This is a genomic window from Burkholderia sp. MSMB1835 (assembly GCF_001526365.1).
Taxonomy (GTDB): Bacteria; Pseudomonadota; Gammaproteobacteria; order Burkholderiales; family Burkholderiaceae; genus Burkholderia.
This window is the reverse complement of sequence record NZ_LOYP01000055.1, coordinates 59,659-82,567: the sequence shown is the minus strand read 5'-3', so window position 1 is coordinate 82,567 and position 22,909 is coordinate 59,659. Positions and strand designations below refer to the sequence as shown.

Sequence of the window (22,909 nt, the reverse complement as noted above, 5' to 3'; positions counted from 1 at the left end):
TCACTTCCCCGTCAGTTTCACGTTTTCCAGCCGGTCCATCGGCGTAAAGAACCGCCCGTCCATTTCCTGCGGACGAAGGATGTCGAGGTTCACCGTGCCGACGAAGAGGTAGTTGCCCGCATCGACACGCCGCATTGCCGAATGATCGGTAAAGGTCAGCGCTGCGTACGGCACGACAAATTCCACCCGCTCGGGCTGGCCCGGCTTGACGACGATTTCGTGGCGGTAACGGCGGGACGTGTCGCTCAGATATTGGCTGACGAGCCTGACGTCGAATTCCACATTGTCGCTGCCGCCACCGATCTGCACATATTGCAAATCGGGACGCGCCAAATCCGCCGACCAACGATCCGGACCGTCGACCGTCACGTCCTGCTTGCCATTGTTCGAAAACGTTACCTCGATCACAAGATGCTCTTGCGCGGGCCGCACCGAGAATGTCGGATGCAGATTGATTTCCGGGGTGCCGCGCGCCAGCAAATCATGGGCAAGATCGTAAAGTACCGAGAGCTTGTCGTTGAATTGATCGTCGAACTGGTAGTTGTACGTGCCTTCGTAATGGTGGCCGTCCTTGTCAAACGAATAGACGAGCACGGCCCCCTTATTGACTGCATGGATCTGGGGAATCGCCCTGCTGCTCAACGTCGCCTTCACCAGATCGACATGCTGGCGATAGGTTCCTGTGAGACTCGCCGTATATTTTCCGATTCCAAAGTAACTCGATGGCGGCATCGGGTCGATATCCCGACCCCGCGAAAAATACGACACCTTGTGGCCATCGGCTGTGAAGACCATCGACGGCGACGGATTCATCTGCCCCTGTCCACTACGAATCTCGAAATAATCCGCGCGATCTTGTGCAAGCGCCATGTCCAACACTCCGAAAGAAATCATCGACATCACAACGACGAGAAAAGAGCGCTTCATTTCAGCACTTCCCAGTCAATTCCGGTCTTTTCGTTGAACCAGTCACGGAAGCCGTACATGTAGTACTTCGGAATTTCCGGCTTTTGCTGGAACATTCCGCGGCCCATCAGGTTCGTTTCGGTGGAACGCTGCCAGTTGTCGTCAAGCTGCGCCATCGTCACATCGACCAGATGTCGCGAGTTGATGTACTTCCCGAACACGGCGCCACCGTCGATAAAGTACTCATCCGGCCAGCCGAACAGATGCCCGCTCTCATGCGCGATCGCATTCTGGGTCGATACCGGGACATACCGTTGCTGCCGCGGGTTCCACTCGACTTGCACTTCCCCCCAATTCGCCGAGTTCGCCCGCGTCACCTTGGGAAAGAGATTGATCTCGGCATGGCATCTCCCGGTTTGAACGAGTTCGACTTCAAGTTTCACCTTGACCTTGCATGTACACGCCTTGCCGAGCGGACACGCCTTCGGCTGCATCGAGTAATTCCCCCGGTTCAGTCCTTCCTCGATACGCTTCTTGAAGCCCGACACGGCAGCAAGACCACCGGGTCGATCCACTACCTTGATGACCAAGCCTTCCCGTATGCCGTCGCTGTTGTACGGCACCGAAAACGGCTTGCCCGTCGACGGATCCATATGGACGCGCCCCTGGTTGATCCAGTATTGATCTTTCAAATGAACCTTGATACGGACGGTGGCCGTCAACGTCGCCGTCGCAGGTGCATAGCCGATATCGTACGTCCCGGTCGATGCCGCATATTCAAGCCAGTTGGGTTTCCCGTCCTTCAACTTCGGATTGCCACCCTCGTCCGTCTCATAGTAGTCCGCGGACCCCATACTGACGGTGTGCTCTTCCTTCTTGATCGCGGGAACGTGAAGGTTGCACGGTCCACTGTGCGCAGCCGCACCTTTTTTCGGCATGCCCTCCAGTTCACCGGACACAGGTGGCGGCGTCGAATAACCGAGCGAGGGGCCCGATCCCCCGTCCGCCACCGTGGGTGCGGCCGCGGAAGGCGCGGGCAGCGGTTGACCGGGCGCACGGGAAAATGCCTGCGCCGCGCCGACGGCACCGCCCGTCGGTAGCGCCGCACCGGCAATCGAACTCGCCGCACCCGCCGCACTTCCCCCCGCCACCGCCCCTCTCCCCGCCGGACTCGCCGCCAGCGCCTGCACGAGAAAGTCGCACGGATCGCCCTGCGGCAACACCGGCAGCGCCGGCAGCTTCACGCTCGTCGCGCGCGGCCCCGGGAACGGATGGCCGCCCGCCTTCACCGCGAACTGCCCCGGCGTCTCGACGACGATGTCGCCGCCTTTCAGCGTGATCCGGTTCGGCCCCTGCTGCAGCACGATCGCTTCCTGCGCGAGCACGTCGACGCGCTCGTCGGTCGACGTCACACGCACGGTCTGGTCGGCGAGAATCTCCATCGTCGACGCATGCGCCTCGACGCTCACCGGCCCTTCTCCCGCGATCGCCTTGAGCCCGCCCACCACGCTGTACAGGCTCATCGCATCGCCCGTCGCCGCGGCCACGGTGGCGCCGGCGCCCACGTGCGCGTCGCCTTGCGACGTCAGATGAACGTGCTGCGCCGCATACGACACAGCGCTGTCCGGCGTCGTCACCACGATGTTCTCCGGCGACTCCATCAGCACCGCGGGCGTCGCGAAACGCTCGACGGGGTCGCCGCCGTCGCGCTGCGTGCCGGTCGGCTTGGTCGCGCTCTGACCGCCCACGCTACCCGCATACTTGCCGTCCTGCGCAGGATCGATCGCCTTGAGGAAATCGGTCTGCGCCTTGTTCGCACTCAGGCCGACCGCCTGCGCACCGGTCGCCGCCGTGTCGAGTTCCTGCGCCGTTTTCGCCGCGTCCTTCAATTGCTCCACGCGCTCGGCGACATCCATCTGCGTCGACGCGCCGAGCCGGCGCGCGGTACTCGACAGCAGCACGCCCGCGCCGGCCCGCACGACGCCCCAGCCCTGCGTCGCCAGCTCGAAGCCTTCACCGCGATAGGCGCCGCGCATCGTACCCTGCTGGTCGATCAGATAGCCCTGCGCGAGGCGCGTGTCGGCAGTCGAATTGCTCAACTCGTGACGCAGTTGTCCGGCCGCATCGTCCATCACCCAGCGACTGCCGGGTTGCCCGTCGAGGGTTTGCGTCTGCAGGCCCGTCAGCGTTCCCGAATGGTTCGCGTCGCTGCCCTCGCCGGCCGAGAACGGCGGACGCACACGCCCGCCGTACACCTGGCCGAGCACGACCGGCGCATCGATGTTGCCCGACTCGAAGCCGACCACCACTTCCGCCCCCACACGCGGCGCAAACACATGCCCGAAATTCGGCCCGGCCGCCTGTTCGGCGACACGAGCCAGGATGCCCGAACGGTGATCGCCCGGCGCGTGGCCGGCCGGATTGGACCGGCTTGCCGTATCCGTCAAGCCGCCCGGCAGCGGCGCGACACCGCGCATCCACGGAAACTGGATGCGGACCTGGTGATCGCGCGTGCTGCTGACGCGCCCACCCGGCTCGCCGACCACGATCGCGGTCTGCACCCCGTACACAGTCGGCCGGTCGCGGAACGGCGGCACGATCGGCGTGCCTTCCGGCACCGCGACGAAGCGGTTGCGATACAGCCCCTTGTCGAGCTCGCCGCGTCCGAACAACTGCCCGATTTGCGCGCCGAGGTTGTTCACGGCCTCGTGCTCGATCGACAGCGGCACGAATCGCACGGTGCCGCCCAGATAGTCGTTCAGCGTATGGACCTTGCCGGTCTCGAGCGTGCGCGACGAGCCGCCGCCACGGTAGATCCGCTTCGCGAGCTGCAGCGCGTCGAGACGCTGTTCGGCGTAACGCTGCGCATCGCCGCTCGTGTCGAAGCGGCCGGCGCGCTGGCCGTCGTAGATCTCCCGCACCGGCAGTAGCGGCACGCCGGCATCGGCGGGCTGCTGAGCATGGCCGGCAAGCGCATGAAGCTCCCTGGCTTTCCAGCTCGTCGCCACCACGCGATCCGGCACGAGCTGACGCCGATCGGAGAATTGCGTCATCACGCCGTCCGGATCGCCGACGTCCTGCGCATTGAATGCGATCGCGCTGCCGTCGGGCAGCCGTGCATGGCGGTCGAACACAACGACGGTATGGTCGCCCGACGGCGCCTTCCCCGCGTCCTGCCCGTGCTCGATGCGAAACGACAACCCGGCCTCGGACAACTGCCGCAACACGAAATCGAGATCGGTTTCGCGATACTGGCCGCGCAAGCGATACGATCGCAGCGGCTCAACGCGTTCATGGCGCCAGTGCGCTTCCGGATAGTCGCCGAACACGCGCTCGCAGATCCCCACGGCATCGAGGTCGACGAAATACAGGCAATTGCGGCGCAGTTGCAGCAACGCGAGCCACGATTCCATCGTGAGCCGATAGCGCGTGAACTCGCCGTCACTCTCCGCATAAGCGGCATGCGTGACGTAGCCGTTCCAGCATCGTTCGCCCGCCGCCGTCGCGAGACGCAGCCGCACGGCGCTGCCGATCAGCGGCGCGAGATCGAGAAACGGCTCGCTCGACAGCACGTCGATCTCGAACCGGAACGATTCGCTGATCCCCTCACGACCGTGAAAGCGCTCGACCACGAAGGCGCCCGGCATCGCGGTATCGATCTGGATATGACGGGTCGTCTGCCCGTACCCCGTTAATGCGGCAACTAGATCCATGTCGTTTCTCGGCAATCGCGCGCGAATGCGTGTCGCGCCGGCTGGTTCGTATCCAATCGGTTCATCGGAACAGCTTGCTCATGTCGACGTTGCGCTGCATCTGCTGACGCATCGCCTCCATGTCTTCCTGCACGCTCGGCACATGGGGCGCGTCCCAGCGTACGCCGTTCACGTAGACGGTGCGCCAGCGCAGATACCCCCAGACGAACGAAAACTCGCGTCCCGAATCCTGCAGCGCGAGACCGCCGGTGACTTTCGGGTCCGTCAACACGGCGCTGTCGGTCGGCGCGGTGGCATCCCGGGCCGCACGGGCTTTCCGTGCAGCCTGCTGCGCGGCGTCGTAACGTTTCAGGATGTCGGCCTGCTGCGCGGTCAGCGGCGAACGCGGTTCGGGCTCCGGCGCGACGTTGGCGGCCGGCCCGAGCCCGAGCGCACCCGCCCCCATCATCTGCATGATCTGCGACGGTCCCGGCGCGCCGAGTTGCTGGCGCTTCTTCCATTCGGCGTGCTGGCGCTCGAACTCGGCCTGACGGGCTTTCAGCGCCGTGATCTGCTTGTGGTTCCACACGTCGTCGTCGTCGCCCAGCGGCTTGAACCACGCGCGCGAGTCGTGCATGAAGTTGTCGTACAGCGCGCTGATCGGCGCTTGCGGCGGCCCCATGTTCCAGTCGCCTCGCACCTCGAGCCACTGCTTCCATTTCTCTTCAAGCTGCAACTGGAAGAAATCCTCCGCGCGCTTGGCGCTCGCGCGCACCAGCGGGCCGACGAACGGAATCGCGGACTGCAGGCCCGCGGCGATCGGCAGGACGGCCGGCGAAATGACGGCCGCCGCCTTCGGGTTCTGCGTGATCTTCCGGCTGACCGTGTTGCCTGCGTACCGGCTCACGGTCGGTCCGCCTTCCTTCTCGCATTCGAGCAGGTCGCGCCATTCGAGCCGCAGCTCTTCGTTCGCGCTGTCGAGATCGACGGCATCCTGCGGATAGGCAGCCTTGGCGGCGAGAAACGACGGTTGCGAACGCAAATTGTCGAGCCGCATCCTGCGCCAGCGCAGGTACAGCCCGTAGTGCGCACGCATCAGGCCCGGCGTGCCGTGCTCCTTCGCGTAGTAATAGTCGGCGCTCGTGCTCACATAGGCGGAAAACGCGCGCTTGAGCGCGGGAGAAATTGCGAACGCCGCCGCCGCTTCGGCAGCGACACCGGGCCCCTTGATATCGAGTGGCACACCGGCCTTGCGCGCTTCGCGATACATGTCGAGCAGCGGCACCTGCGACAGCTTGTCCGCATCGCCGGTGCCGCGCCCCTGCTCACCTGGCCCGTAACCGCCGCCGACGTCCGAATGCACGCCCGGATAGACGATCTCCTCATGCCCGTCCCGCGACGCATCGATCAGGTCGAGCGGGAACGATCCGCGCGGCTCGTGGGCCGCGACCATATGGACGCAGCGGCGCACGTAGTGCGGCACGCTCATCAGTTCCTTGCGCCCCCAGCCGCCGTGCCCGTCGAACAGCGTCGCGGCCGTGCTTTGCGCGATGCCGACCGACGCGACTGTATCGAAGATGCCGAGGAAGTCGTACGACACGGGCACGCCGCACAGGCTGAAATCGGGGTCCAGCGCATCGGCCAGCCAGTTCGAGAACGTGCGGGCCTCGGCCGCTCCGCGCGAAAAACCGAACACGTACAGGCGAATGCGCTGCAGTTTCGGCTTGCCCTTCACCAGCAGATCTCCGACGCGCGCCTTCAGCTGCGCGCACCGGGCCCGCAATGCGACGCGGCGTTTCTCATCCCACGCGCGCATCGTCGCGGTCCAGTTCGCCGTATCGACTTCGCCCTTGAGCTGCGCCCAGATCGTGTCGCGATCCCACGTCAGTTCGATCCCGTTCTGCTCGGCGGCCATCAGCTTGAGCGCACCGACGCTCGAACTGCCGCGCGCGTTGATGTCGCCGAGACTGCCCGGCTTGGGTGGGTTGCCGCCGAGATCGATGCCCTTGAAATTCAGGTCGACGCTGACGGCCTTCGCGAGCTCCTTGTCGCTCTTGCCGAGCGCCGCGGACAGCGAATTGCCGAACGCGTGCGCATGCACGACGTTGTGGATCTGCAGCAGTGCCCAGTTAATGCGCCCCTCGCCGGCCCATCCCGTCGCGGCGCCGGCGGCGGCCTGCAGCCCGACGCCCTGGTCGCCGATCTCGTCGACGAACGGCGTGCCGACGCCGGCCACGTAAATGGCACTGTGATACTTGTCGCGCGGAAACACGTCGAACAGCCGCGCGACGTTGCTGTGCTTGCCGCCCGCGCGATCGCGATCGGCGTTGTTGCGCGTGCCGTCGAAGAAGATGCCGACATGCAGCGTCTTGCAGCAGCTCATCCCGTCGTCGTCGTGCAGCCGACGCATGATCGCGTCCTGCTCCTCGCGGGTGACGACGCCGACGTCAGGTCGGTCGGCGCTGGCGAAGCGGAAACTCATCGCGTGATCCTCTTGTCGGGATTCCGGCACTGCGGGTCGCTGTTGCGCAACGTGAAGTTCCCCGGGCACGCTTCGTCGGGCGCCTGGAGATTTTCAGGGAAGCCGCGGTAGCCAGGCATCCACTGAGACGCATAGACCTTGATTCGATCGTGCGGAAAGAACAGGACCCACAGGAAGCCGTCCGAGAATGTGTCGTAGCGCTCGACCGGTACGACCCGGCTCGCAAGCGCCTTCGGATCCTTCCTGTACAGGTCGTCGTCCCGCCACTGCAGGTTGACGGTCAGCCCCGGATGCCATTGTTTCGGCAACGCGACACAGCAGACGATCGCGCCGCCGCCGCTGCCGATACGCGCCGGTACCGTCCCGCCCCAGGTGCCGTCGACGTAGAACGTGCCGATCGGCACGTCGGTGTAGTTGAGGGCATTCAGCTTCAGCCCCAGGGTGCCGGATGCGGCCGCCGCACTCGCGGCGCTCGACGCCCCGGCTGCACTCGACGCGGCAGGCGACGCGGCAGGCGATACGTCGGTCGCGCGCGAGCATCCGGCCGTCCCGAGCAAGATGGCCGCGAACATCAGCAGCCGAGCGGCAAACGTCGTGGAACCGGCATTCAAACTCATCTTTTCATCCTCTTCTCCGACGCCGTTCGGCGTGGATCGCTATCAACCCCGTGCGCTGTCGCATGCACGCGAACCCGCATCGTTCTATGCCGACGACGTCGCCGGCGCGAGCTCCGTCACCAGATACCCGGCCGCCACAAGCGCATCGAGCGCGACTCGCGACGCCGCCGCGGGCGGACCGTCGTGCCGCGCCCATGCCGCACTCACACACGCATGGACTTGCGAGGGCGCAGCCACCAGACGGCCGAAACTCTCCGGACGCTGGCGAACATGAAAAATCAGCGTGTCGATCTTCGCAGCCTGTCGAAGCCGTTCGATCTGTTCGTCGTCAAGCAAGTATGGCTCGCCGTCGCGCCCGGCATCCGCATCGCCGCCCGCCGCGTCGCCCACGGTGTCGAAATCGAGCGCAACGAGCGCGCCGGTGCGATCGAATACGTGCCACGCGTCGATGCCGTCCGTGAAGCGGCGGCGCTGTGCGGGCGTCAGCGCCGCGAGCCACGCGGGCAGGCAACGCGTATCGGCGAGACGCACCAGAAACGCTTCGCCGTCGGCCGCCGCACTCGCCTCCATCTGTCCGCGCAGATGCGCGGCGAGTGCGGCCGTATCGCGCGCGCCGCGCAGCAGGCTCACCATCGGTCGTCCGGACGTCTCGCGCAGCACGGTGTCCAGCATCGCCCGGCGCGCGGCCGCGTCGACCGGCAACGGCACGAGGCACGGCGACATCGCCAGCAGGTCGTCGCCGTCGTACACACCTTCGTACAACACGACGACGGCATCGTCGCGCTCGACCGCGGGCATCCGGTCACGCAACGCCGGCGCGAAACCCATGTCGAGCAGCAGGTGCCAGCGCCGGTCGGCCGGCACGCGCTCGAACAGCGCATTCAGCCGGTCCGGCGTGTCGTCGGGATAGCGGTCAATCCAGTCGGTCGTCTCGATCGTCATGCTCAGATCGCCTTGCCTGCGAGTGCGCTGCCCGACTGCATCGCGTGCAGCAGGCATTCGACACACACCTTTTCGGGAAACTGCGGCAACGGCGTATTCAGTTGCTCAGGGCCCACGAATGCATGCTGCGCGGCATACACGACGAATTTGCCGGGGCAGCCGAACGTGACGTCGCCACCTTCGATCGTCACGTGCGCCCCCCCACTCACCGCGAGATGCACGGTCTTCTTCGCGGCGATCTCGACGTCCGCGCTCGCGGAAGCGAGCTTCAGATCGTCGCGCGCGCGCAGGCCCAGCACATCGCGCTGCGCCTGCAGCGTCAGTCCATCCTTGCCGGCGATCATGCCGATGCCGACACCCTGTGCATGGCTCGCGCCGGCCAGCCAGCCGATGCCCTGCCCGCTGTGAATGCGCAGCTGCTGCGCAGCGGCGAGATTGAAGTCGCCACCGCTGCCGAGCGACAGCGTTTCGGCGGCCGCCCATTGCAGCGCCTGCCCGGCAACCAGCCCGTGCCCGCCCCGTGCCTCGATGCCGAGCACAGCGTCACCCGTGTGCGGCAATGCGTTGCCCGTCGACCGCTGGGCGGCATCGGCCGACGCCTGCGTGTAACCGTTCGCGCCGACCGTCGTCGCGAAGCTCTGCGCAAGCGCATCGAGCGGCGCGGCGCTGCCGTTCAGCGACGACTGGCCCGCCTGCTCCACGCCGCGCTGCGCGGCGAACGGCAGCGTCCCATGCGTATCGGCCGTCTGGTCGAATCGCCGAACCAATGCGGTGTGCCGCGCGAGCAGCCCCTGCAGCGCGGACGCATCGCCCACCGGCTGCGCGGCGCCAGCAGGCGCATAGCTCGACACCAGCAGGCCGCGCGTCGCACGCATCGCACCGTATGCGTCCGAGCGCAATTCGACGCCCTGGCCACGGAAACTGCCGAGATAGTTGTCCGCCTGATGGCGCAGATGACCGAGGTTCAATTGCGTGGCCGCGTGCGTGGTCGCCATCTGCAGGCGTCCCATGCCGTCGGAATCGTCGGCGACGAGCTGGTTGTGGCCTTGCCCGTCGAAACCCTGACTCTTGAAACCCGACAGCGCGCCGGCGTGATTGTGGCGATCCGTGCCGCCGCCGGCGCCATGCCACGCGGGGCTCAGCCCGCTTGCCAGATTGCCCTGCGCGCTCGGCGCATGATCGCCTGCTTGCGTGTAGATCGACGCGTCGAGCGGCTTGCCGGCCGCTCCGCCCGGCGAAGGCGACTCGCCGCCTTCGCCGCGGCCATTGAACAGGCCGCCGAGCACGATCGGCCGGTGGATCAGCCCGTGGTGAAACTGCACGAGGACTTCATGGCCGATGCGCGGTACCTGCTGAAGGCCGTGCCCGTCGCTCGCGAGTCGTTGCATGGCGCGTGTCGGATACGTACCCGCATCGTCTTGCGCCTGCCAGTGAAAGCGAACGCGCAACCGCCCCTGCGCATCGGTGTGCACCGGTCCCGTCGAACCGGGCCGCGCGTCGCCTGCCGGCCCGACGACGATCGCCGTCTGCGCGCCCAGCGCCGTCGGAACCGGATTGAGTCGCTGCCCGGTTCCGTCGGCCAGCGTGGGCCGCCAGACCTGCGTTCGCGGCACCGCATCGAACCGGTTCGCATAACCGCCGGCCTGCGCTTGCCGAACCACGCGCGGATCGAGCGCCGTCGCCGGCAACGGCCCGAGTTTCCGTTCGATGGCTTCCATGACGGTCGACGGCAGATTGTTGATCCCGACATGCTCGACGCGCGTCAGCAGAAAATCATCGGGCGCCGCGACGCCGCGCACGGATTGCCAGCCAGCATCGACGAGTTTCAGCGCGCGTCCTGCGCGCGCCGTGCGCAGCGTGCCGTAGCCGGTCCAGAAACTGGCGCGCGACACGATCGCATCGGCCTGGCGCCGTACCGTATCTTCCGCTTGGCGCAAGCTGTCGAACGCCTCCGGCCCGACGTCGTCGTAGAGTTCGCGCGCGCCGCCCGGCCGGCCGAGCGTCGTACTCGCGGTCGTCGCCCGGTTCACACGGTAATCGCTGCTGATCAGCGTGATGCGATCGGCCGTCAGCGACAACGACTGCCCGATCCCGAGGATCACGTCGTCGGTGCCGGTCGCCGTCCCGCTCGAGCGGCGCGGCACCCCGCCGCGTCGTGCGGACGTATCGTCCTCGGCCAGTTGCGCGCTGTCGTCGAAGACCAGCATCGTGTGCCCGCCAGGCGCGTCCTCGTCTTCGACGAAACAGAATCCGAGGCCGGCCTCGGCCAGCAGATGCTGCACGAATTCGTAGTGCGTATGGGTTCGGTACTGCACGCGATACGCAATGGGTTCCAGCGCATCGAGACGCCGGCTGGCATCCGGCGTGAGGCGCCACCGCGCGATCCCGGCGTACGGCGCGAACACCGTGTCGAGCACGTCGGCAAGCGTCTGGTTCACGAAGGTTCGCTCGTCGCGCGCATGCGTGAGTGCGGCGAGCCACGGCACGATCTGCAGATGGTAGCGAGCGAGGCCTGCGTCGTACCCCGTGCACTCGGCCTCGGCGACGAGACCGCTGCGCAGCGTCGTCGTGCCGTTCGCGAGCGTGGTACGAATCGCGACACGTTGCCCGAGCATCGCGTCGAGATCCAGTGCGGGATCCGTCGACAGCGCATCGACATTCCATTCGAATAGATCGGAGAGCGATTCGCGGCCGGTCCAGCGCTCGATTTGAAATGCGGCAAGCGCGCCGGATCCGTCCAGCGAATACAGGCGATTGAATGCGCCGAAAAGAGACGCAAATTCCGTGATGACGCTCATGCGGTCCCGCTCTCTCAGGATTTTGACGTTTTTAAATTAGATATTGCTGCGACGAACACGGGATGATGCACGCTTGCCGGCATCGCGATCGCCACGCCGAACCGGCAGGACACGCGCGGGAGCCCCCCGCAACACCGCCCGCTGTCTGGCTGAACGCACGCCAGCCGGACCAGGTGATGCGCCCCCTATTTGAAGCTTACTATTTTAGATTACGTCGGCGGGCTTCACCATAGGCAAACGGACCTAGATTTAAAAAGCAGGCCTTGACGTGCGGGCATCACGCCCGATAATGACGGCCTTCGGTTCGCAAGCTATATTACGGCTCAATCGGAAACAGGCAATTATTACCGAAAGGTAATAAATACCCGATTTAGCCGAAATCGATTCGAAAAACGTTGCCGATGACAGACGCGCTCCCGTACCCGGCGGCGAAGTCGCGATGCATCGTCGATGATTCCAGCCAGGAGGCCGATCCGGATGACCCAACCCTTCATCGTCCTTGGGGACAAGCACAGCCATGGCGGCACCGTGACCAGTGCGTCGACGCTGTCGTCGGTCGACGGCCGGGGCATTGCGCGCCGCAACGACACGGTGACGTGTCCGATCCACGGCCCGAATTACATCGTCGACGGCGACGACACGATGATCGTGCAGGGCGAAGGCGTCGCGCGCGACGGCTACAAGACGGCCTGCGGCGCCGTACTGGTCGCAAGCCGGACGGCGGGCAGCGACGGCAATTGATACACGACGCCGCACGTCACGGGAAGAATCGATGGAAATGATCACGCGCTTGCGCAAGACAGCATTCGTCGCCGCGCTGTTCATCGCAGTGTGGATCGCCGTATTGGTCTGGTGGAAAACGACCCGGCATGCACCCACCACCCGGGAACTGCTGCTGTGCGGGCTCGTGCTGCCGGCGGCCCTCGCCGTCTGCGTGGCATGGCTGCGCCGGGGGCTCGGCCAGCATCCGGCGCTCGCGGCCGCCGCACCGCCGAGTTCGTCCGCATCGACGGACGCCTCTGCCCCGCAGGATTCGACGTCGCACACATGGTCGGCCCTGCTGCTCGACAGCAGCGTGAGGCTGCCGACGGGGGCGACGACCGCAGACATCGATGCGGCGGCCCGTGAAGAGCGCTCCGTCGCGCTTCATCCCGAACTGCAACGCCCGGACGGAACCGGCGTATTCGCGAGCACCGTCGAATCGGTGTCGCTCGACCGGTTCGATACGAGCCTGCTTGCGCCCGACGCGCGGGAAACGCTGCAGGACGAGCACTGGCGCGGGCTGCTGCTAGCCGCCGACGCACTCGACGAATTGCGCGAGCGTCATGCCGTGTTGTCCGGCGCGGCCGCCGACGCGCCGCCGCTCAGGCTCCATCTGCTGATGCCGGAGCGCTGGCAATCGGTCGCCACCATGCTCGCCGCATGGCTCGATGCACACGCGGCGCGGGAAGCCGTCGCGCCTGGCATCGTCCGTGCGCAATTGCGCACGGTCGCTGATCCCGTGCAAGCATGGGCAGTCGTCGACGAACTGATCCAGGCGTTGCACCTGCAATCGTCCGGCGAGCTGCACGTCGTCCTCGCGTTCGACTCCACCGCAAGCCAGGACGCAGTCGACGCGCTGGATCGCGCAGGCCGGCTCTACGGCCGCGATCGGCCGAACGGCATGATGCCCGGCGAAGGCGCATGTGCGTTGCTGCTCGGCCATCCCGACACACCGCATGCGATGCCCGCCCCGTCGATCCACCGGCTCGCGGTCGCGCGCCGCGCGGGTTCCGCCGATCACGGCAAGGCGGAAGCGACGACGCTCGAACAGTTGCTTACGGCGGCGGGTACGCGCTTGTCGACGTTACGCCCCGACCTGTCGGCACCCGGATTCGTCACCGACGCCGATCAACGCAGCAGCCGCCGCACCGAAGTCATGACGGTCGGCGAGCAGATCTGGGGCGACGATGCCGCCGAGCGCAGCCGCCACCTCGGGCTCGCCAACGGGGCAAGCGGCGCGGCGCTCGCGCTCGCTGTGCTGGCCGTCGCCGCCGATCGCGCGACAGAGGAAGGACAAGCGGTATTGGCGGCATCGGTCGGCGACCCGCTCGCACGGGGCGTGATGCTCGTCACGCCGGCGACGACTGTCGACACCACTGCATCGGTGCCGCAATCCGGAACGGTCGCGGCGTGACGGGACGCGTCGCATGAGCCCCGGTCTACAACGGTATCGCGGCGACCGACCGCCGCGGCCACCGATACCACGCCTGCAGCGATGAATCGCAACGCGTGCTGCCGACCGATCGGCCGCGATGTGCATGCCCGCAATAGCTGCACTCACGCAAGCGACATCAACCGCAACTGATTTTCGTTGGCGGCCGAATGCCTCACCCGCGCCGCACCCAGATCACCTTCCCGTCGCGAATGCCGAGATTGCGGCGCTCCTCCCGGTAATCCATCGTGCCCGGCAGCGACTTCCCGTCACGCTCGAGCACGCGCCACAGGCAGCCGTCGAGCAACGCGGTCGCATCGGCCTCGGTCTTGCCGACCAGCGCATCGTCCGGCGCGGCATTCGCCTTGCATACCTGTGCGGCGCCCGGCTCCAGAGGGGGTCTGGCCGCGCCGCCGGCGGTGGCGTTGGGGTGCTTCGTGTCCATGTCCGCACATCCTGCAAAGGTTGCGCTCGCAACGAGTGCAACGAGCATCGCGATCGTGTCCTTCATCGGTTTCTCCCTGTCGCGGCCCGGCAGTCCGTGTGCGGCATTCGCGCACGACCGGGCATCGCATGCGTGATCGGTTCCGCACGCTGCCGGCCGTTTCCCGATGGAGCCGGTCGGCGAACGGCGGCTTTTCGCGACCCGGCCGAGCCGCCTCGGCGCACCGGCGTCGCTGGGCCGGCCTGACGCCGAACCCGCCCGCATGTTACCGCACGCGGCTCGCAGCGACGGCGCGACGCAGCTGGATCCTGTGCACCTGCGCGCCGGCCCGCGCAATGCGCTCAGAACTTGTACGTCACGCCCGCGATGCCGTAGTAGTTGTTGCGCGACTGCACGATCGGGCTGTCGCCGGCGCGGCCGAGCAGCCGCGTCACGCCGCCGGTCGCGAGCACCGACCAGTGCCGCGACAGCGTCCAGTTCCACGCCACCGCCATCGCCGCGCTGTCGATCCCGCCGCTGACCGAATACGGACGGAACCGGCTCGTCATCGACTGCGCGTCGGTCACGCCGTAGAAGGTCTGCAGGTAGCGTCCCGAGCCCGCATGCACGGTGCCCGTCACGACGATCTCGTGCTGCGACGTCTTGAGTACCGGCACCGCGAGATCGACGTGCCCCGACACGCCGCGCGACGTGTGAGTCACCGGCGTGTCGACCGTGATGCTCAGTTCCGCCGCGTCGAAGAGCGACACGCCGGCGCGCACGCCGACGAGCACCGAGCCGGGAATCCGGCCCATCCCCTTCAGGTAGTCGGAGCCCGGCAGGTCGAAGCGGTTCTCGTCCGCGCGGCCCGCGTCGTAGCTCACCGCCGCCGACACGAACGCACCGTGCGGCAGGTTCAGCCGGTAGCCGGCGCCCTGCGTACCGTCGACGAAGAAGCCGTTGCCGAACGTGGCGGAAAACGACGGCGCGACGACGCCGCGATACTGGTTGCTGCCCTGATAGCGCGGTGCGAATCCGCCGCCGAGCGACAGCGAATACTGGTTTTCCGCGTGAGCGGCGGCGGCAAGGGTCAGGCCGGCGAGCGGCATGCAATAGCGGTAGCGGCGAAGGGATGGGCGCACAATATCGAGATCCGAGTGACGAAGCCCGCAGTCTAGGGGCCGCCCCGCGCCGAGACTGTCCTGAATGTGCGGCGAATCTGTGCGCAATTGTGTTCGATTGTTCGAGATTGTCGCCCCGCTGCCCCGGCATCCGGTCCGCCGGATAGAATTCGCGTGCCGCCGCGCATCGGTCTGCCGGAAACGAGATGGCGCGTGCATCCTGAGGAGACCATGAACGAAGTTCCGCTCAAATACCGTGTGCTGCTGATCGAGGACGACGATCGCCTCGCGCAGCTCGTCCGCGAATACCTCGACGGTTATGAATTCGCGGTGACGGTCGTGCGGCGCGGCGATCTCGCCGTCGCTGCGGTGCGCGAGCACCAGCCGGCCCTCGTGATACTCGACCTGATGCTGCCGAATCTCGACGGCATGGAAGTCTGCCGGCGCATCCGCGCGTTCACCAACGTTCCCGTGCTGATCCTGACCGCGCGCGCGGACGTGTACGACCAGGTCGCCGGGCTCGAGACCGGCGCCGACGACTACGTGACGAAACCGATCGAGCCGCGCGTGCTCGTCGCCCGCGCTCGCGCGCTGTTGCGCCGCGCGCAGCCGGCCGCGTCGGACGTGAGCGCCGTCGCGCCCGACGCGCTCGTATTCGGCGAACTGACGATCTCGCCGCCGAACCGCACCGTCACGTGGCGCGGCGAGCCGGTCGAGCTGAAGACCGCCGAATTCAACCTGCTGCTGATCCTCGCGCGCGCGGCCGGCACCGTGCTGAGCCGCGACGACATCCTCAAGCAGTTGCGCGGCATCGAATTCGACGGGCTCGACCGCTCGGTCGATTCCGGCATCTCGAAGCTGCGCCGCCGCTTCGAGGATGCGTCATCGGAGCCGCACAAGATCAAGACGATCTGGGGCCGCGGCTACCTGTTCAGCCCTTCTGCGTGGGACGAGTAAATGCTGCGCCCGTTGCTCCGGTTGTACCTCGTCGTGATCCTGTGCGTCGGCGCGTCGATCGTCTTTATCCAGCTGTCGTTCGACCGGATCTTCTACGAGCGCGTCGCGCAGGCGCAGCGCGACTCGCTGACGACCTACGCGTTCGTGCTGAACGATTACCTCGAGCGCCATCCGGGCGCGCAGCGCGAGCTCGCGTTGCGCGAATTGGCGCTGCACGGCCGCGAAGGGTTCGGGTTCATGTCGATGGCCGATGCGCGTGCGCGACTGAGCGGCGCGCCGCTGCGCGATCTCGATGCCGGCAGGATCGCGATCAGCTACGACGGCAAGGACTACTACATGCCGCTCGCGGACGGCTCGGTGCTGCATGCGCGGCCGATCGAGGCGGCGGACCTCGACATCCGCATCTATGCGTACATGCTGCTCGCGCTCGCGACGCTGTTCGCGGTGGTGCTGTGGATTCACTATCACTGGCGCGACATTCGCCGGCTGCAGGACGCCGCGCGCGCATTCGGCGCCGGGATGCTGTCGACACGCGTGAAACTGTCGGGCAAGTCGAACATCTACGAGCTGTCGCAGCAGTTCAACGACATGGCCGCGCGCATCGAGGCATCGATCAAGCAGCAGCGCGAAATGATGCACGGCATCTCGCATGAACTGAAAACGCCGCTCGCCCGGCTCGAATTCGGGCTCGCGCTGCTCGCCGATCCCGACGAAACCGGCCGGATGCGCGAGCGCCGCGACGCGCTGCGGCGCGACGTGCGCGAACTCGACGAGCTCGTCACCGAACTGCTGACGATCGGCCGGCTCGAACAGGGCGCGAGCGAACTCGCGCCGATGGAGGTCGTCGTCGACGCGCTGCTCGACAGCGTCGCCGGCAACGTCGCGGACGACATCGCCGATCGCGGCATCGCGCTCGACGTGTCGACGCTCGACGCGCCCGCGACCCACGTATGCGATCCGAAGCTCGTCGCCCGTGCCCTGCTGAACCTGATCCGCAACGGCGCCCGCTATGCGTCGCGCAAGGTCGTGCTGGCCGCCACGCGAGATCGGTCCGGTGCGCTCGTGCTGAGCGTCGACGACGACGGGCCGGGCATCCCGGCCGCCGAGCGCGCCCGCGTGTTCGAACCGTTCCAGCGGCTCGACTCGAGCCGCGACCGGCAGACCGGCGGCTTCGGGCTCGGGCTTGCGATCGTGCGACGCGTCGCGCAGGTGCACGGCGGCGACGTGCGGCTCGAGGATTCGCCGCTCGGCGGCGCACGCTTCGTGATCACGTTGCCCGTGCGGGCGCTGCCGGACAGCCTGTTCGACGTTGCGAACCCGCACGCCGATAGGCGCGGCCGCCACGGCACGGGTACGGTCATCCCGCTTCGATGAAGACGAACCACGGAACTCGGCCCGCCCTCGCCTGACAGCGCCCGCGCTCAGCGCCGCCGCAGCAGCGCGACGAAGAACAGGCTGCCGAACAGCGCGGTCACGATGCCGATCGGCAGATCCTCCGGCGCCGCGAGCGTGCGCGCGGCGACATCGGCCCACACGAGCAGGATCGCGCCGGCTAGCGCGGCGACCGGCAGCAGCCGGCCGTGCTCGGCCCCGACGACGCGACGGCACAGATGCGGCGTCACGAGCCCGACGAAGCCGATCGCGCCGCTCACCGCGACCATCGCGCCCGTCGCGAACGACGCGACGACGAACACTTCGCGCCGCATCCGCGCGCTCGGCACGCCGAGCGACGCGGCGGCGACATCGCCCGACATCAGCGCGTTCAGTTCGCGCCGACGCGCATGGAGCGCGCCGCCGGCGAGCACCGCGCACACGGCCGGCACCGGCAGCAAGTCCCAGCGCGCGAGCCCGACCCCGCCGAGCATCCAGAACAGCACCGACGACGCGGCCCGTTGATCGCCGAGGTACAGCAGCAGGTTGCCGAACGCGGCCATCATGAACGACACCGATACGCCCGCGAGCAGCAGCCGGTCCGATTCGAGCCGGCCGCCCCGGTAAGCGAGCGCGACCACGCAGGCGGTGGCCCCGAGCGCGCCCGCGAAAGCGGCGGCCGACAGCGTGAACGGGCCGAACGCCGCGCCGGCCACCACCGTGACCGCGATCGCGCCGAGCATCGCGCCCGCGCTCACGCCGAGCAGGTGCGGATCGGCCAGGCGGTTCGCGGTCGCCGCCTGCAACGCGACGCCGACCGCCGCCAGCGTCGCGCCGACGATCGCGGCCAGCAGCGCACGCGGCATCCGGATCAGCCAGACGATGCTGTCGTCGCCCGCGCCCGCCGCGAACGCGTCGGCGCCGCCGAACGCCGACGCGACGTGCGCGGCGACGATCCGCACCGCGGCCGGCATCGCGATCGGCGCGGGGCCGAACGCGGCCGACACGACGATCGACACGATCAGCAGCACGGCCAGCACCGGCAGCACCACCCGCATGCCGGGCCGCGCCGCCTGCCCGCGCACGCTCACCGTGCCACTCCGGCAAATGCGGCCGGATACAGCGCGCGGGCGAGCGTCTCGACGGCCGCGACGTTCTCGGGGCCCGGCGTCGCGGCATCGTACGGAATCACGACGAAGCGCCGATCGCGAATCGCGGCCACGCGTGCAAGCGCCGGCTGGCTCGTCAGGAACTGCTGCTTCTGCGCGGCCGTGATCGCCGAATAGTCGACGATCACGATCACCTGCGGGTCGCGCGCGACCACGCTTTCCCAACTCACCTGCGTCCAGCTGCGCGGCACGTCGGCCATCACGTTGCGCGCGCCCGCCGCCGCGAGCAACGCGGTCGGCATCGCGAGCCCGCCCGCCGTCATCGGCTTGTCGGTGCCGCTGTCGTAGACGAACACGCGCAGCGGCGCCGGGCGACCGATCGTGCGCGACACCGCCGCGAGCCGCGCGCGCATCGCGGCGACGACCTGCGCGGCGCGCGCCTCGACGCCGAAGATCCGGCCGAGATTGTTCAGGTCGCGGAACACGTCGTCGAACGATGCGGCCGACTGCTTCATCACGTGCGAACACGATTCGGTCAGTTCGTACGTGCGGATGCCGAACGGCGCGAGCGTCGCCGGCGTCACCGCCCCGCCGACATGCATTCCGTAGTTCCAGCCCGCGAGATAGAAATCGGCACGCGCGGCGGCCAGCACTTCCAGCGACGGATACTGGCTCGCCAGTTCGGGCACGCCGCGCAATGCGTCGCGCACGCGCGCGGTGCCCGTCTTCCAGCCTCCGATGCCCGTATAGCCGACGAGCCGGTCCTTCAGGCCGAGCACGAGCATCATCTCGGTGAGGTTCACGTCGTTGCTCACCGCGCGCGTCGGCGCGCGCTCGAACGTCACGTCGCGATCGCAACTGCGTACGGTGACGGGATAGGCCGCCGCGTGAACGGCCGCGCAGCCGAGCACGGCAGCGGCGACGAGCCGGCGGGAAACGAAGGACGGAACAGGAAACGGCATGGCGGTCATTCCGGGTGAAGCGGCGTGATGCGCGGGCGGCCCGTGACGGGATGGCGATCGACGAGCGCGGCAACGCCGAACACGTCGCGCAGCAGCGCTGCGGTCAACACCTCGTCCGGCACGCCGGACGCGACGACGCGGCCGTGCGCGAGTACATGGAGCCGGTCGCAATACGCGGCCGCGAGATTGAGGTCGTGAATCGTCGCGAGCGTCGCGATGCCGAGGCGGCGCACGCGCGCGAGCAGTTCGAGCTGGTGACGCAGGTCGAGATGGTTGGTCGGTTCGTCGAGCAACAGCAGGTCGGGCTGCTGCGCGAGCGCGCGGGCCAGCAGCGCGCGCTGCTTCTCGCCGCCCGACAGCGACGCGAAGCGCTGTGCGCGGCGCTCGACGAGACCGACATCGTGCAGCGACGCTTCGACGATCCGGCGATCGTCGGCCGACTCCGCATCGAACGGCCGCTTGTGCGGCGTGCGGCCCATGCCGACCAGTTCGTCGACCGTCAGCCCGAAATCGTCCGGCGTTTCCTGCTGCAGCACCGCGATGCGCTGCGCGAGCGCACGCGGCCGCATGCGCCACACGTCCTGCGCGTCGAGCGAGACACGGCCCGCGTCGGGCCGCGCGTAGCGGAACACGCAGCGCAGCAGGCTCGTCTTGCCGCTGCCGTTCGGGCCGACCAGCCCGACAAATTCGCCTTCGGCGACCGTCAGCGTCACCGAATCGAGCACGTCGACCGCGCCGCCGGGAGACCAGCGCACGCGTTCGATGTCGAGCATGTGAGTGACGGGGCGCATGTCGTGCCGCTTCAGAAGCGCATCGTCGCGACGAGCTCCGCCGAGCGCGACGGACCGAGCAGCCATTGCTCGCCGCCATTCGACGTCGTCACCGCGTACGTGCGGTTCGCGAGATTGCGCAGATACAGCGCGAGCTCGGTGCGCGACGTCGGCTGCCAGCGCAGCGACGCATCGAACACGGTGTACGACGGCACCTGCACGCGATTCGCGTCGTCGCCGTAGGTCGCACCGACGTAACGCACGCCCGCATTCGCGTGCCAGCGCTCGGCGAACGCCCAGCCGAGCCACAGGTTCGCGGTCTGCTGCGGCACGCCGGACGGCACGTTGCCGGCCCGCGACACCGTCGCGCCGCCGACGGTCTGGTTGAATGCGTCGTAGCGCGCATGCAGCAGCGCGACGTTCGCATCGATCGTCCAGCCGTGCGGCAGCCGCGCGCCGCCGGTCAGCTCGACGCCGCGCGACGACTGCCGGCCGACCTGCTGGCGCAGCGCCGGATTGAACGGATCGGTGCTGAGCAGATTGCGCTTCGTGATGTCGTACACCGCGACCGTCCAGTACGCGCGACCGTCGAGCAGCGTCTGCTTGAGCCCGACTTCCCACTGCTCGCCGGTCGCGAGCCGGTAATGCATCTGCGACGCGGACAGCGTCACGAGCGAGCCGACACCCTCCGCACCCGTCGTGTACTGCGCATACGCGCTGAACGTCGGCGCGATGTCGAACACGAAACCGGTACGCCAGCCGACGTTCGCGAACCGCTTGTCGAAGCCCGCGCCGGTTGCCGCCTGTTCGCGGCTGAACGCGATGTGGTCGTAGCGCAGGCCGCTCACCCACGCGAGCCGCGGCAGCACTTCGAGCCGGTTCTCCGCGAATACCGCCGCCTGCCGCGCGCGCGTGCTGAACTGCGGCACGGTCGGGTCGGGGCTCGTGAAGACGCCGGGATCGAAGCCGTGCGCCGGCACGGTCGTTTCGCCGCCGTACGGTGAATTGTTGGTACCGCTGAACGTGATCTGGCTGAATTCCGTGCCGACGACGAAGCGGTTCGCGCGACCGAACAGCATCCCGTCGACGCGCGCGCTCAGCCGGTCGCCGATCTGCCGCTGATGGTGCCCGATGTCGAGATAGTCGCCACGCGTGACGCGCCCGGACGCTGGGTCGAGCACGTACGATTCGGCGTTGCGCCAATGGCGGTTGGACGTCAGATAGTAAAGCTGGTTGTCGATCGTCACGCCAACCGCCGGCCGGTAGCGGGCCGACAGGCGCGTCCACTGGTCGTAGTACGAAATCGTCGCGTCGCCGACCGTGTAGTTCAGCTTGCGCAGCGACGGATCGAGCACGCCGTTCGGCGCCGGCACGCCATAGTACGTCGCCGGCATCTGCCTTCCGTAGTCGTAGTCGAGCGTCACCGCGAGCCGCGGGCTCACGTCGAGCGTCAGCGCGCCGCCGACGGCCGTCGTATGCGTATCGGCCCGCTCGGCGAGACCGTTCGCGCGCGCATCGCTCGCGTAGAAGCGGTACGACAGCCGCGGGCCGAGCGCGCCCGTCGTATCGAATGCGAAGCGCTTCGCGCCGTCGGGGCCGACGCCGGCCTGCAGCGTCGTCTCGCGCGTGCGCTGCGGCCGCTTCGGCACCACGTTGACGACGCCGCCGATCGCCCCTTCGCCGTACAGTACCGATGCCGGGCCGCGCAGCACCTCGATGCGCGCGACCGACCACGTGTCGAACGGAAACGTGATCGTGCCGGCCGCCGGCATCAGCCGCACGCCGTCGAGCAGCATCATTACCGACTCCTGCCCGCTGAAGCCGCGCACGCTCGACGCGGTGCCGCCGGTGCCCGGCGCGATCGCGCTCGAAAAGCCGGCCGTGCGCGTGAGCGCGTCGAGCACCGTGCGATCGCCGCGTGCTTCGATCGTGTCGGCCGTGACGGTTTCGACGCTCGCGGGCGTGTCGAGGCTGGCAAGCCCGAGCCGCGAGCCCGTTTCGAGCGGTTGCGTCAGCGGGTCGGACGGCGCGGACGACGCGGTGACGCTGATCGCCGGCAGCGCATGCCGGTCGTCCGGCGCCACTGCGGCGGCTTCGGCGGCCAACGCGCCGGTGGCGGCCATCGCGCAGCCCAGCAAGGTCGTGCAACTGCGTGCCGCGCGTGCGCGCGAGGCGCCCGTGTGCCGGCGCGTCGCGGCATGGCGCCGCTCCATGTGCGCCGCAGTGTGTCCGGTTCTCGTCACGTCGTATCGATCTTCGTAGCTGTCGTCGCACGCGGCCGACCCGGACAACCCGGCCGGCCGGCGACGAAAACGTCAGATGATACAATATATCATTCGATCCGTCAGGGTTTTGACAGCTTGGGTTCTCGCCCTGTGGCCGGTTGCGCATCGCGCACTCGTGCGGGTACGTCACGACCGCGCCCGACGCCGGCCCTCTGTCGCGCAACTGCGGACCGATCGCGACCGTCTGCCCGCGAAAGCCGCCTGCTCCGCGCTTCACTTCGGCCTGCGTATCGTTCGCGAACTGCTGCAGGCACGGTTCTCCGGTACACGGGGAAATAC

At 67.8% G+C, this 22,909-nt stretch carries 16 protein-coding genes; 4 read left to right on the top strand and 12 right to left on the bottom strand.

Annotated features, from left to right (window positions below):
* From WS96_RS28445 to WS96_RS28420, 6 genes are all read right to left on the bottom strand, one after another.
* Positions 1-927, bottom strand: coding sequence for a hypothetical protein (locus tag WS96_RS28445; RefSeq protein WP_059837077.1), 927 nt, complete (start codon positions 925-927; stop codon positions 1-3).
* Positions 924-4,619, bottom strand: coding sequence for a type VI secretion system Vgr family protein (locus WS96_RS28440; protein WP_059837075.1), 3,696 nt, complete (start codon positions 4,617-4,619; stop codon positions 924-926). Before WS96_RS28440 ends, WS96_RS28445 begins: the two co-directional genes overlap by 4 nt.
* A 61-nt stretch (positions 4,620-4,680) precedes the next feature.
* On the bottom strand, positions 4,681-7,080 hold the full coding sequence (locus tag WS96_RS28435) for a T6SS phospholipase effector Tle1-like catalytic domain-containing protein (protein ID WP_059837073.1): 2,400 nt from the start codon (positions 7,078-7,080) through the stop codon (positions 4,681-4,683).
* Positions 7,077-7,697: a DUF3304 domain-containing protein gene (locus tag WS96_RS28430; RefSeq protein WP_059837071.1), complete on the bottom strand. Its 621-nt coding sequence runs from the start codon at positions 7,695-7,697 to the stop codon at positions 7,077-7,079. The genes WS96_RS28435 and WS96_RS28430 overlap by 4 nt, the downstream gene beginning before the upstream one ends.
* 84 nt (positions 7,698-7,781) lie before the next feature.
* Positions 7,782-8,639, bottom strand: coding sequence for a DUF4123 domain-containing protein (locus WS96_RS28425; RefSeq protein ID WP_059837069.1), 858 nt, complete (start codon positions 8,637-8,639; stop codon positions 7,782-7,784).
* 2 nt (positions 8,640-8,641) lie between these two features.
* Entirely contained in the window at positions 8,642-11,437 is a 2,796-nt protein-coding gene (locus WS96_RS28420) for a type VI secretion system Vgr family protein (RefSeq protein ID WP_059837066.1), read from the bottom strand.
* Positions 11,438-11,914: 477 nt separating this feature from the next.
* Between WS96_RS28420 and WS96_RS28415 the strand changes: the two genes are divergently transcribed.
* Both WS96_RS28415 and WS96_RS28410 read left to right on the top strand, forming a co-directional pair.
* Complete coding sequence (locus tag WS96_RS28415) at positions 11,915-12,178, top strand: PAAR domain-containing protein (protein WP_006497567.1); 264 nt, start codon at positions 11,915-11,917, stop codon at positions 12,176-12,178.
* Positions 12,179-12,209: 31 nt separating this feature from the next.
* Positions 12,210-13,613, top strand: a complete 1,404-nt coding sequence (locus WS96_RS28410) for a hypothetical protein (RefSeq protein ID WP_059837064.1) — start codon at positions 12,210-12,212, stop codon at positions 13,611-13,613.
* 193 nt (positions 13,614-13,806) lie between these two features.
* Here WS96_RS28410 and WS96_RS28405 read toward each other — a convergent pair whose 3' ends face one another.
* Positions 13,807-14,142, bottom strand: a complete 336-nt coding sequence (locus WS96_RS28405; RefSeq protein WP_059837062.1) for a hypothetical protein — start codon at positions 14,140-14,142, stop codon at positions 13,807-13,809.
* Between the two features lie 275 nt (positions 14,143-14,417).
* Entirely contained in the window at positions 14,418-15,164 is a 747-nt protein-coding gene (locus tag WS96_RS28400) for a MipA/OmpV family protein (protein WP_034207004.1), read from the bottom strand.
* A 243-nt stretch (positions 15,165-15,407) separates the two neighbouring features.
* Here WS96_RS28400 and WS96_RS28395 point away from each other — a divergent pair, with 243 nt between their 5' ends.
* Entirely contained in the window at positions 15,408-16,133 is a 726-nt protein-coding gene (locus tag WS96_RS28395) for a response regulator (RefSeq protein ID WP_059837060.1), read from the top strand.
* Entirely contained in the window at positions 16,134-17,507 is a 1,374-nt protein-coding gene (locus WS96_RS28390; protein ID WP_059837058.1) for an ATP-binding protein, read from the top strand. It abuts the gene before it with no gap.
* A 47-nt stretch (positions 17,508-17,554) separates the two neighbouring features.
* Here the strand turns inward: WS96_RS28390 and WS96_RS28385 are convergent, their stop codons facing one another.
* Genes WS96_RS28385 through WS96_RS28370 form a run of 4 tightly spaced genes read right to left on the bottom strand, consistent with a single transcriptional unit; the run spans position 17,555 to position 22,558 of the window.
* The gene (locus tag WS96_RS28385; RefSeq protein WP_059837057.1) at positions 17,555-18,595 is read right to left on the bottom strand and encodes a FecCD family ABC transporter permease; all 1,041 of its coding nucleotides are present in this window, start codon (positions 18,593-18,595) and stop codon (positions 17,555-17,557) included.
* Complete coding sequence (locus WS96_RS28380) at positions 18,592-19,584, bottom strand: ABC transporter substrate-binding protein (RefSeq protein WP_059837055.1); 993 nt, start codon at positions 19,582-19,584, stop codon at positions 18,592-18,594. Before WS96_RS28380 ends, WS96_RS28385 begins: the two co-directional genes overlap by 4 nt.
* Complete coding sequence (locus tag WS96_RS28375; RefSeq protein WP_059837224.1) at positions 19,581-20,366, bottom strand: ABC transporter ATP-binding protein; 786 nt, start codon at positions 20,364-20,366, stop codon at positions 19,581-19,583. The genes WS96_RS28380 and WS96_RS28375 overlap by 4 nt, the downstream gene beginning before the upstream one ends.
* 11 nt (positions 20,367-20,377) lie before the next feature.
* The gene (locus tag WS96_RS28370) at positions 20,378-22,558 is read right to left on the bottom strand and encodes a TonB-dependent receptor (RefSeq protein ID WP_373557921.1); all 2,181 of its coding nucleotides are present in this window, start codon (positions 22,556-22,558) and stop codon (positions 20,378-20,380) included.
* Positions 22,559-22,909 lie beyond the last annotated feature (351 nt).

What these genes read in the sequence shown, in the direction of transcription:
- WS96_RS28425 (WP_059837069.1), bottom strand. Translation starts at nt 8,639, where the DNA reads ATGACGATCGAGACGACCGACTGGATTGACCGCTATCCCGACGACACG.
- WS96_RS28395 (WP_059837060.1), top strand. Translation starts at nt 15,408, where the DNA reads ATGAACGAAGTTCCGCTCAAATACCGTGTGCTGCTGATCGAGGACGAC.
- WS96_RS28390 (WP_059837058.1), top strand. Translation starts at nt 16,134, where the DNA reads ATGCTGCGCCCGTTGCTCCGGTTGTACCTCGTCGTGATCCTGTGCGTC.
- WS96_RS28370 (WP_373557921.1), bottom strand. Translation starts at nt 22,558, where the DNA reads ATGGAGCGGCGCCATGCCGCGACGCGCCGGCACACGGGCGCCTCGCGC.
- WS96_RS28405 (WP_059837062.1), bottom strand. Translation starts at nt 14,142, where the DNA reads ATGAAGGACACGATCGCGATGCTCGTTGCACTCGTTGCGAGCGCAACC.
- WS96_RS28445 (WP_059837077.1), bottom strand. Translation starts at nt 927, where the DNA reads ATGAAGCGCTCTTTTCTCGTCGTTGTGATGTCGATGATTTCTTTCGGA.
- WS96_RS28410 (WP_059837064.1), top strand. Translation starts at nt 12,210, where the DNA reads ATGGAAATGATCACGCGCTTGCGCAAGACAGCATTCGTCGCCGCGCTG.
- WS96_RS28380 (WP_059837055.1), bottom strand. Translation starts at nt 19,584, where the DNA reads ATGACCGCCATGCCGTTTCCTGTTCCGTCCTTCGTTTCCCGCCGGCTC.
- WS96_RS28420 (WP_059837066.1), bottom strand. Translation starts at nt 11,437, where the DNA reads ATGAGCGTCATCACGGAATTTGCGTCTCTTTTCGGCGCATTCAATCGC.
- WS96_RS28415 (WP_006497567.1), top strand. Translation starts at nt 11,915, where the DNA reads ATGACCCAACCCTTCATCGTCCTTGGGGACAAGCACAGCCATGGCGGC.
- WS96_RS28375 (WP_059837224.1), bottom strand. Translation starts at nt 20,366, where the DNA reads ATGCGCCCCGTCACTCACATGCTCGACATCGAACGCGTGCGCTGGTCT.
- WS96_RS28400 (WP_034207004.1), bottom strand. Translation starts at nt 15,164, where the DNA reads ATGCCGCTCGCCGGCCTGACCCTTGCCGCCGCCGCTCACGCGGAAAAC.
- WS96_RS28440 (WP_059837075.1), bottom strand. Translation starts at nt 4,619, where the DNA reads ATGGATCTAGTTGCCGCATTAACGGGGTACGGGCAGACGACCCGTCAT.
- WS96_RS28435 (WP_059837073.1), bottom strand. Translation starts at nt 7,080, where the DNA reads ATGAGTTTCCGCTTCGCCAGCGCCGACCGACCTGACGTCGGCGTCGTC.
- WS96_RS28430 (WP_059837071.1), bottom strand. Translation starts at nt 7,697, where the DNA reads ATGAGTTTGAATGCCGGTTCCACGACGTTTGCCGCTCGGCTGCTGATG.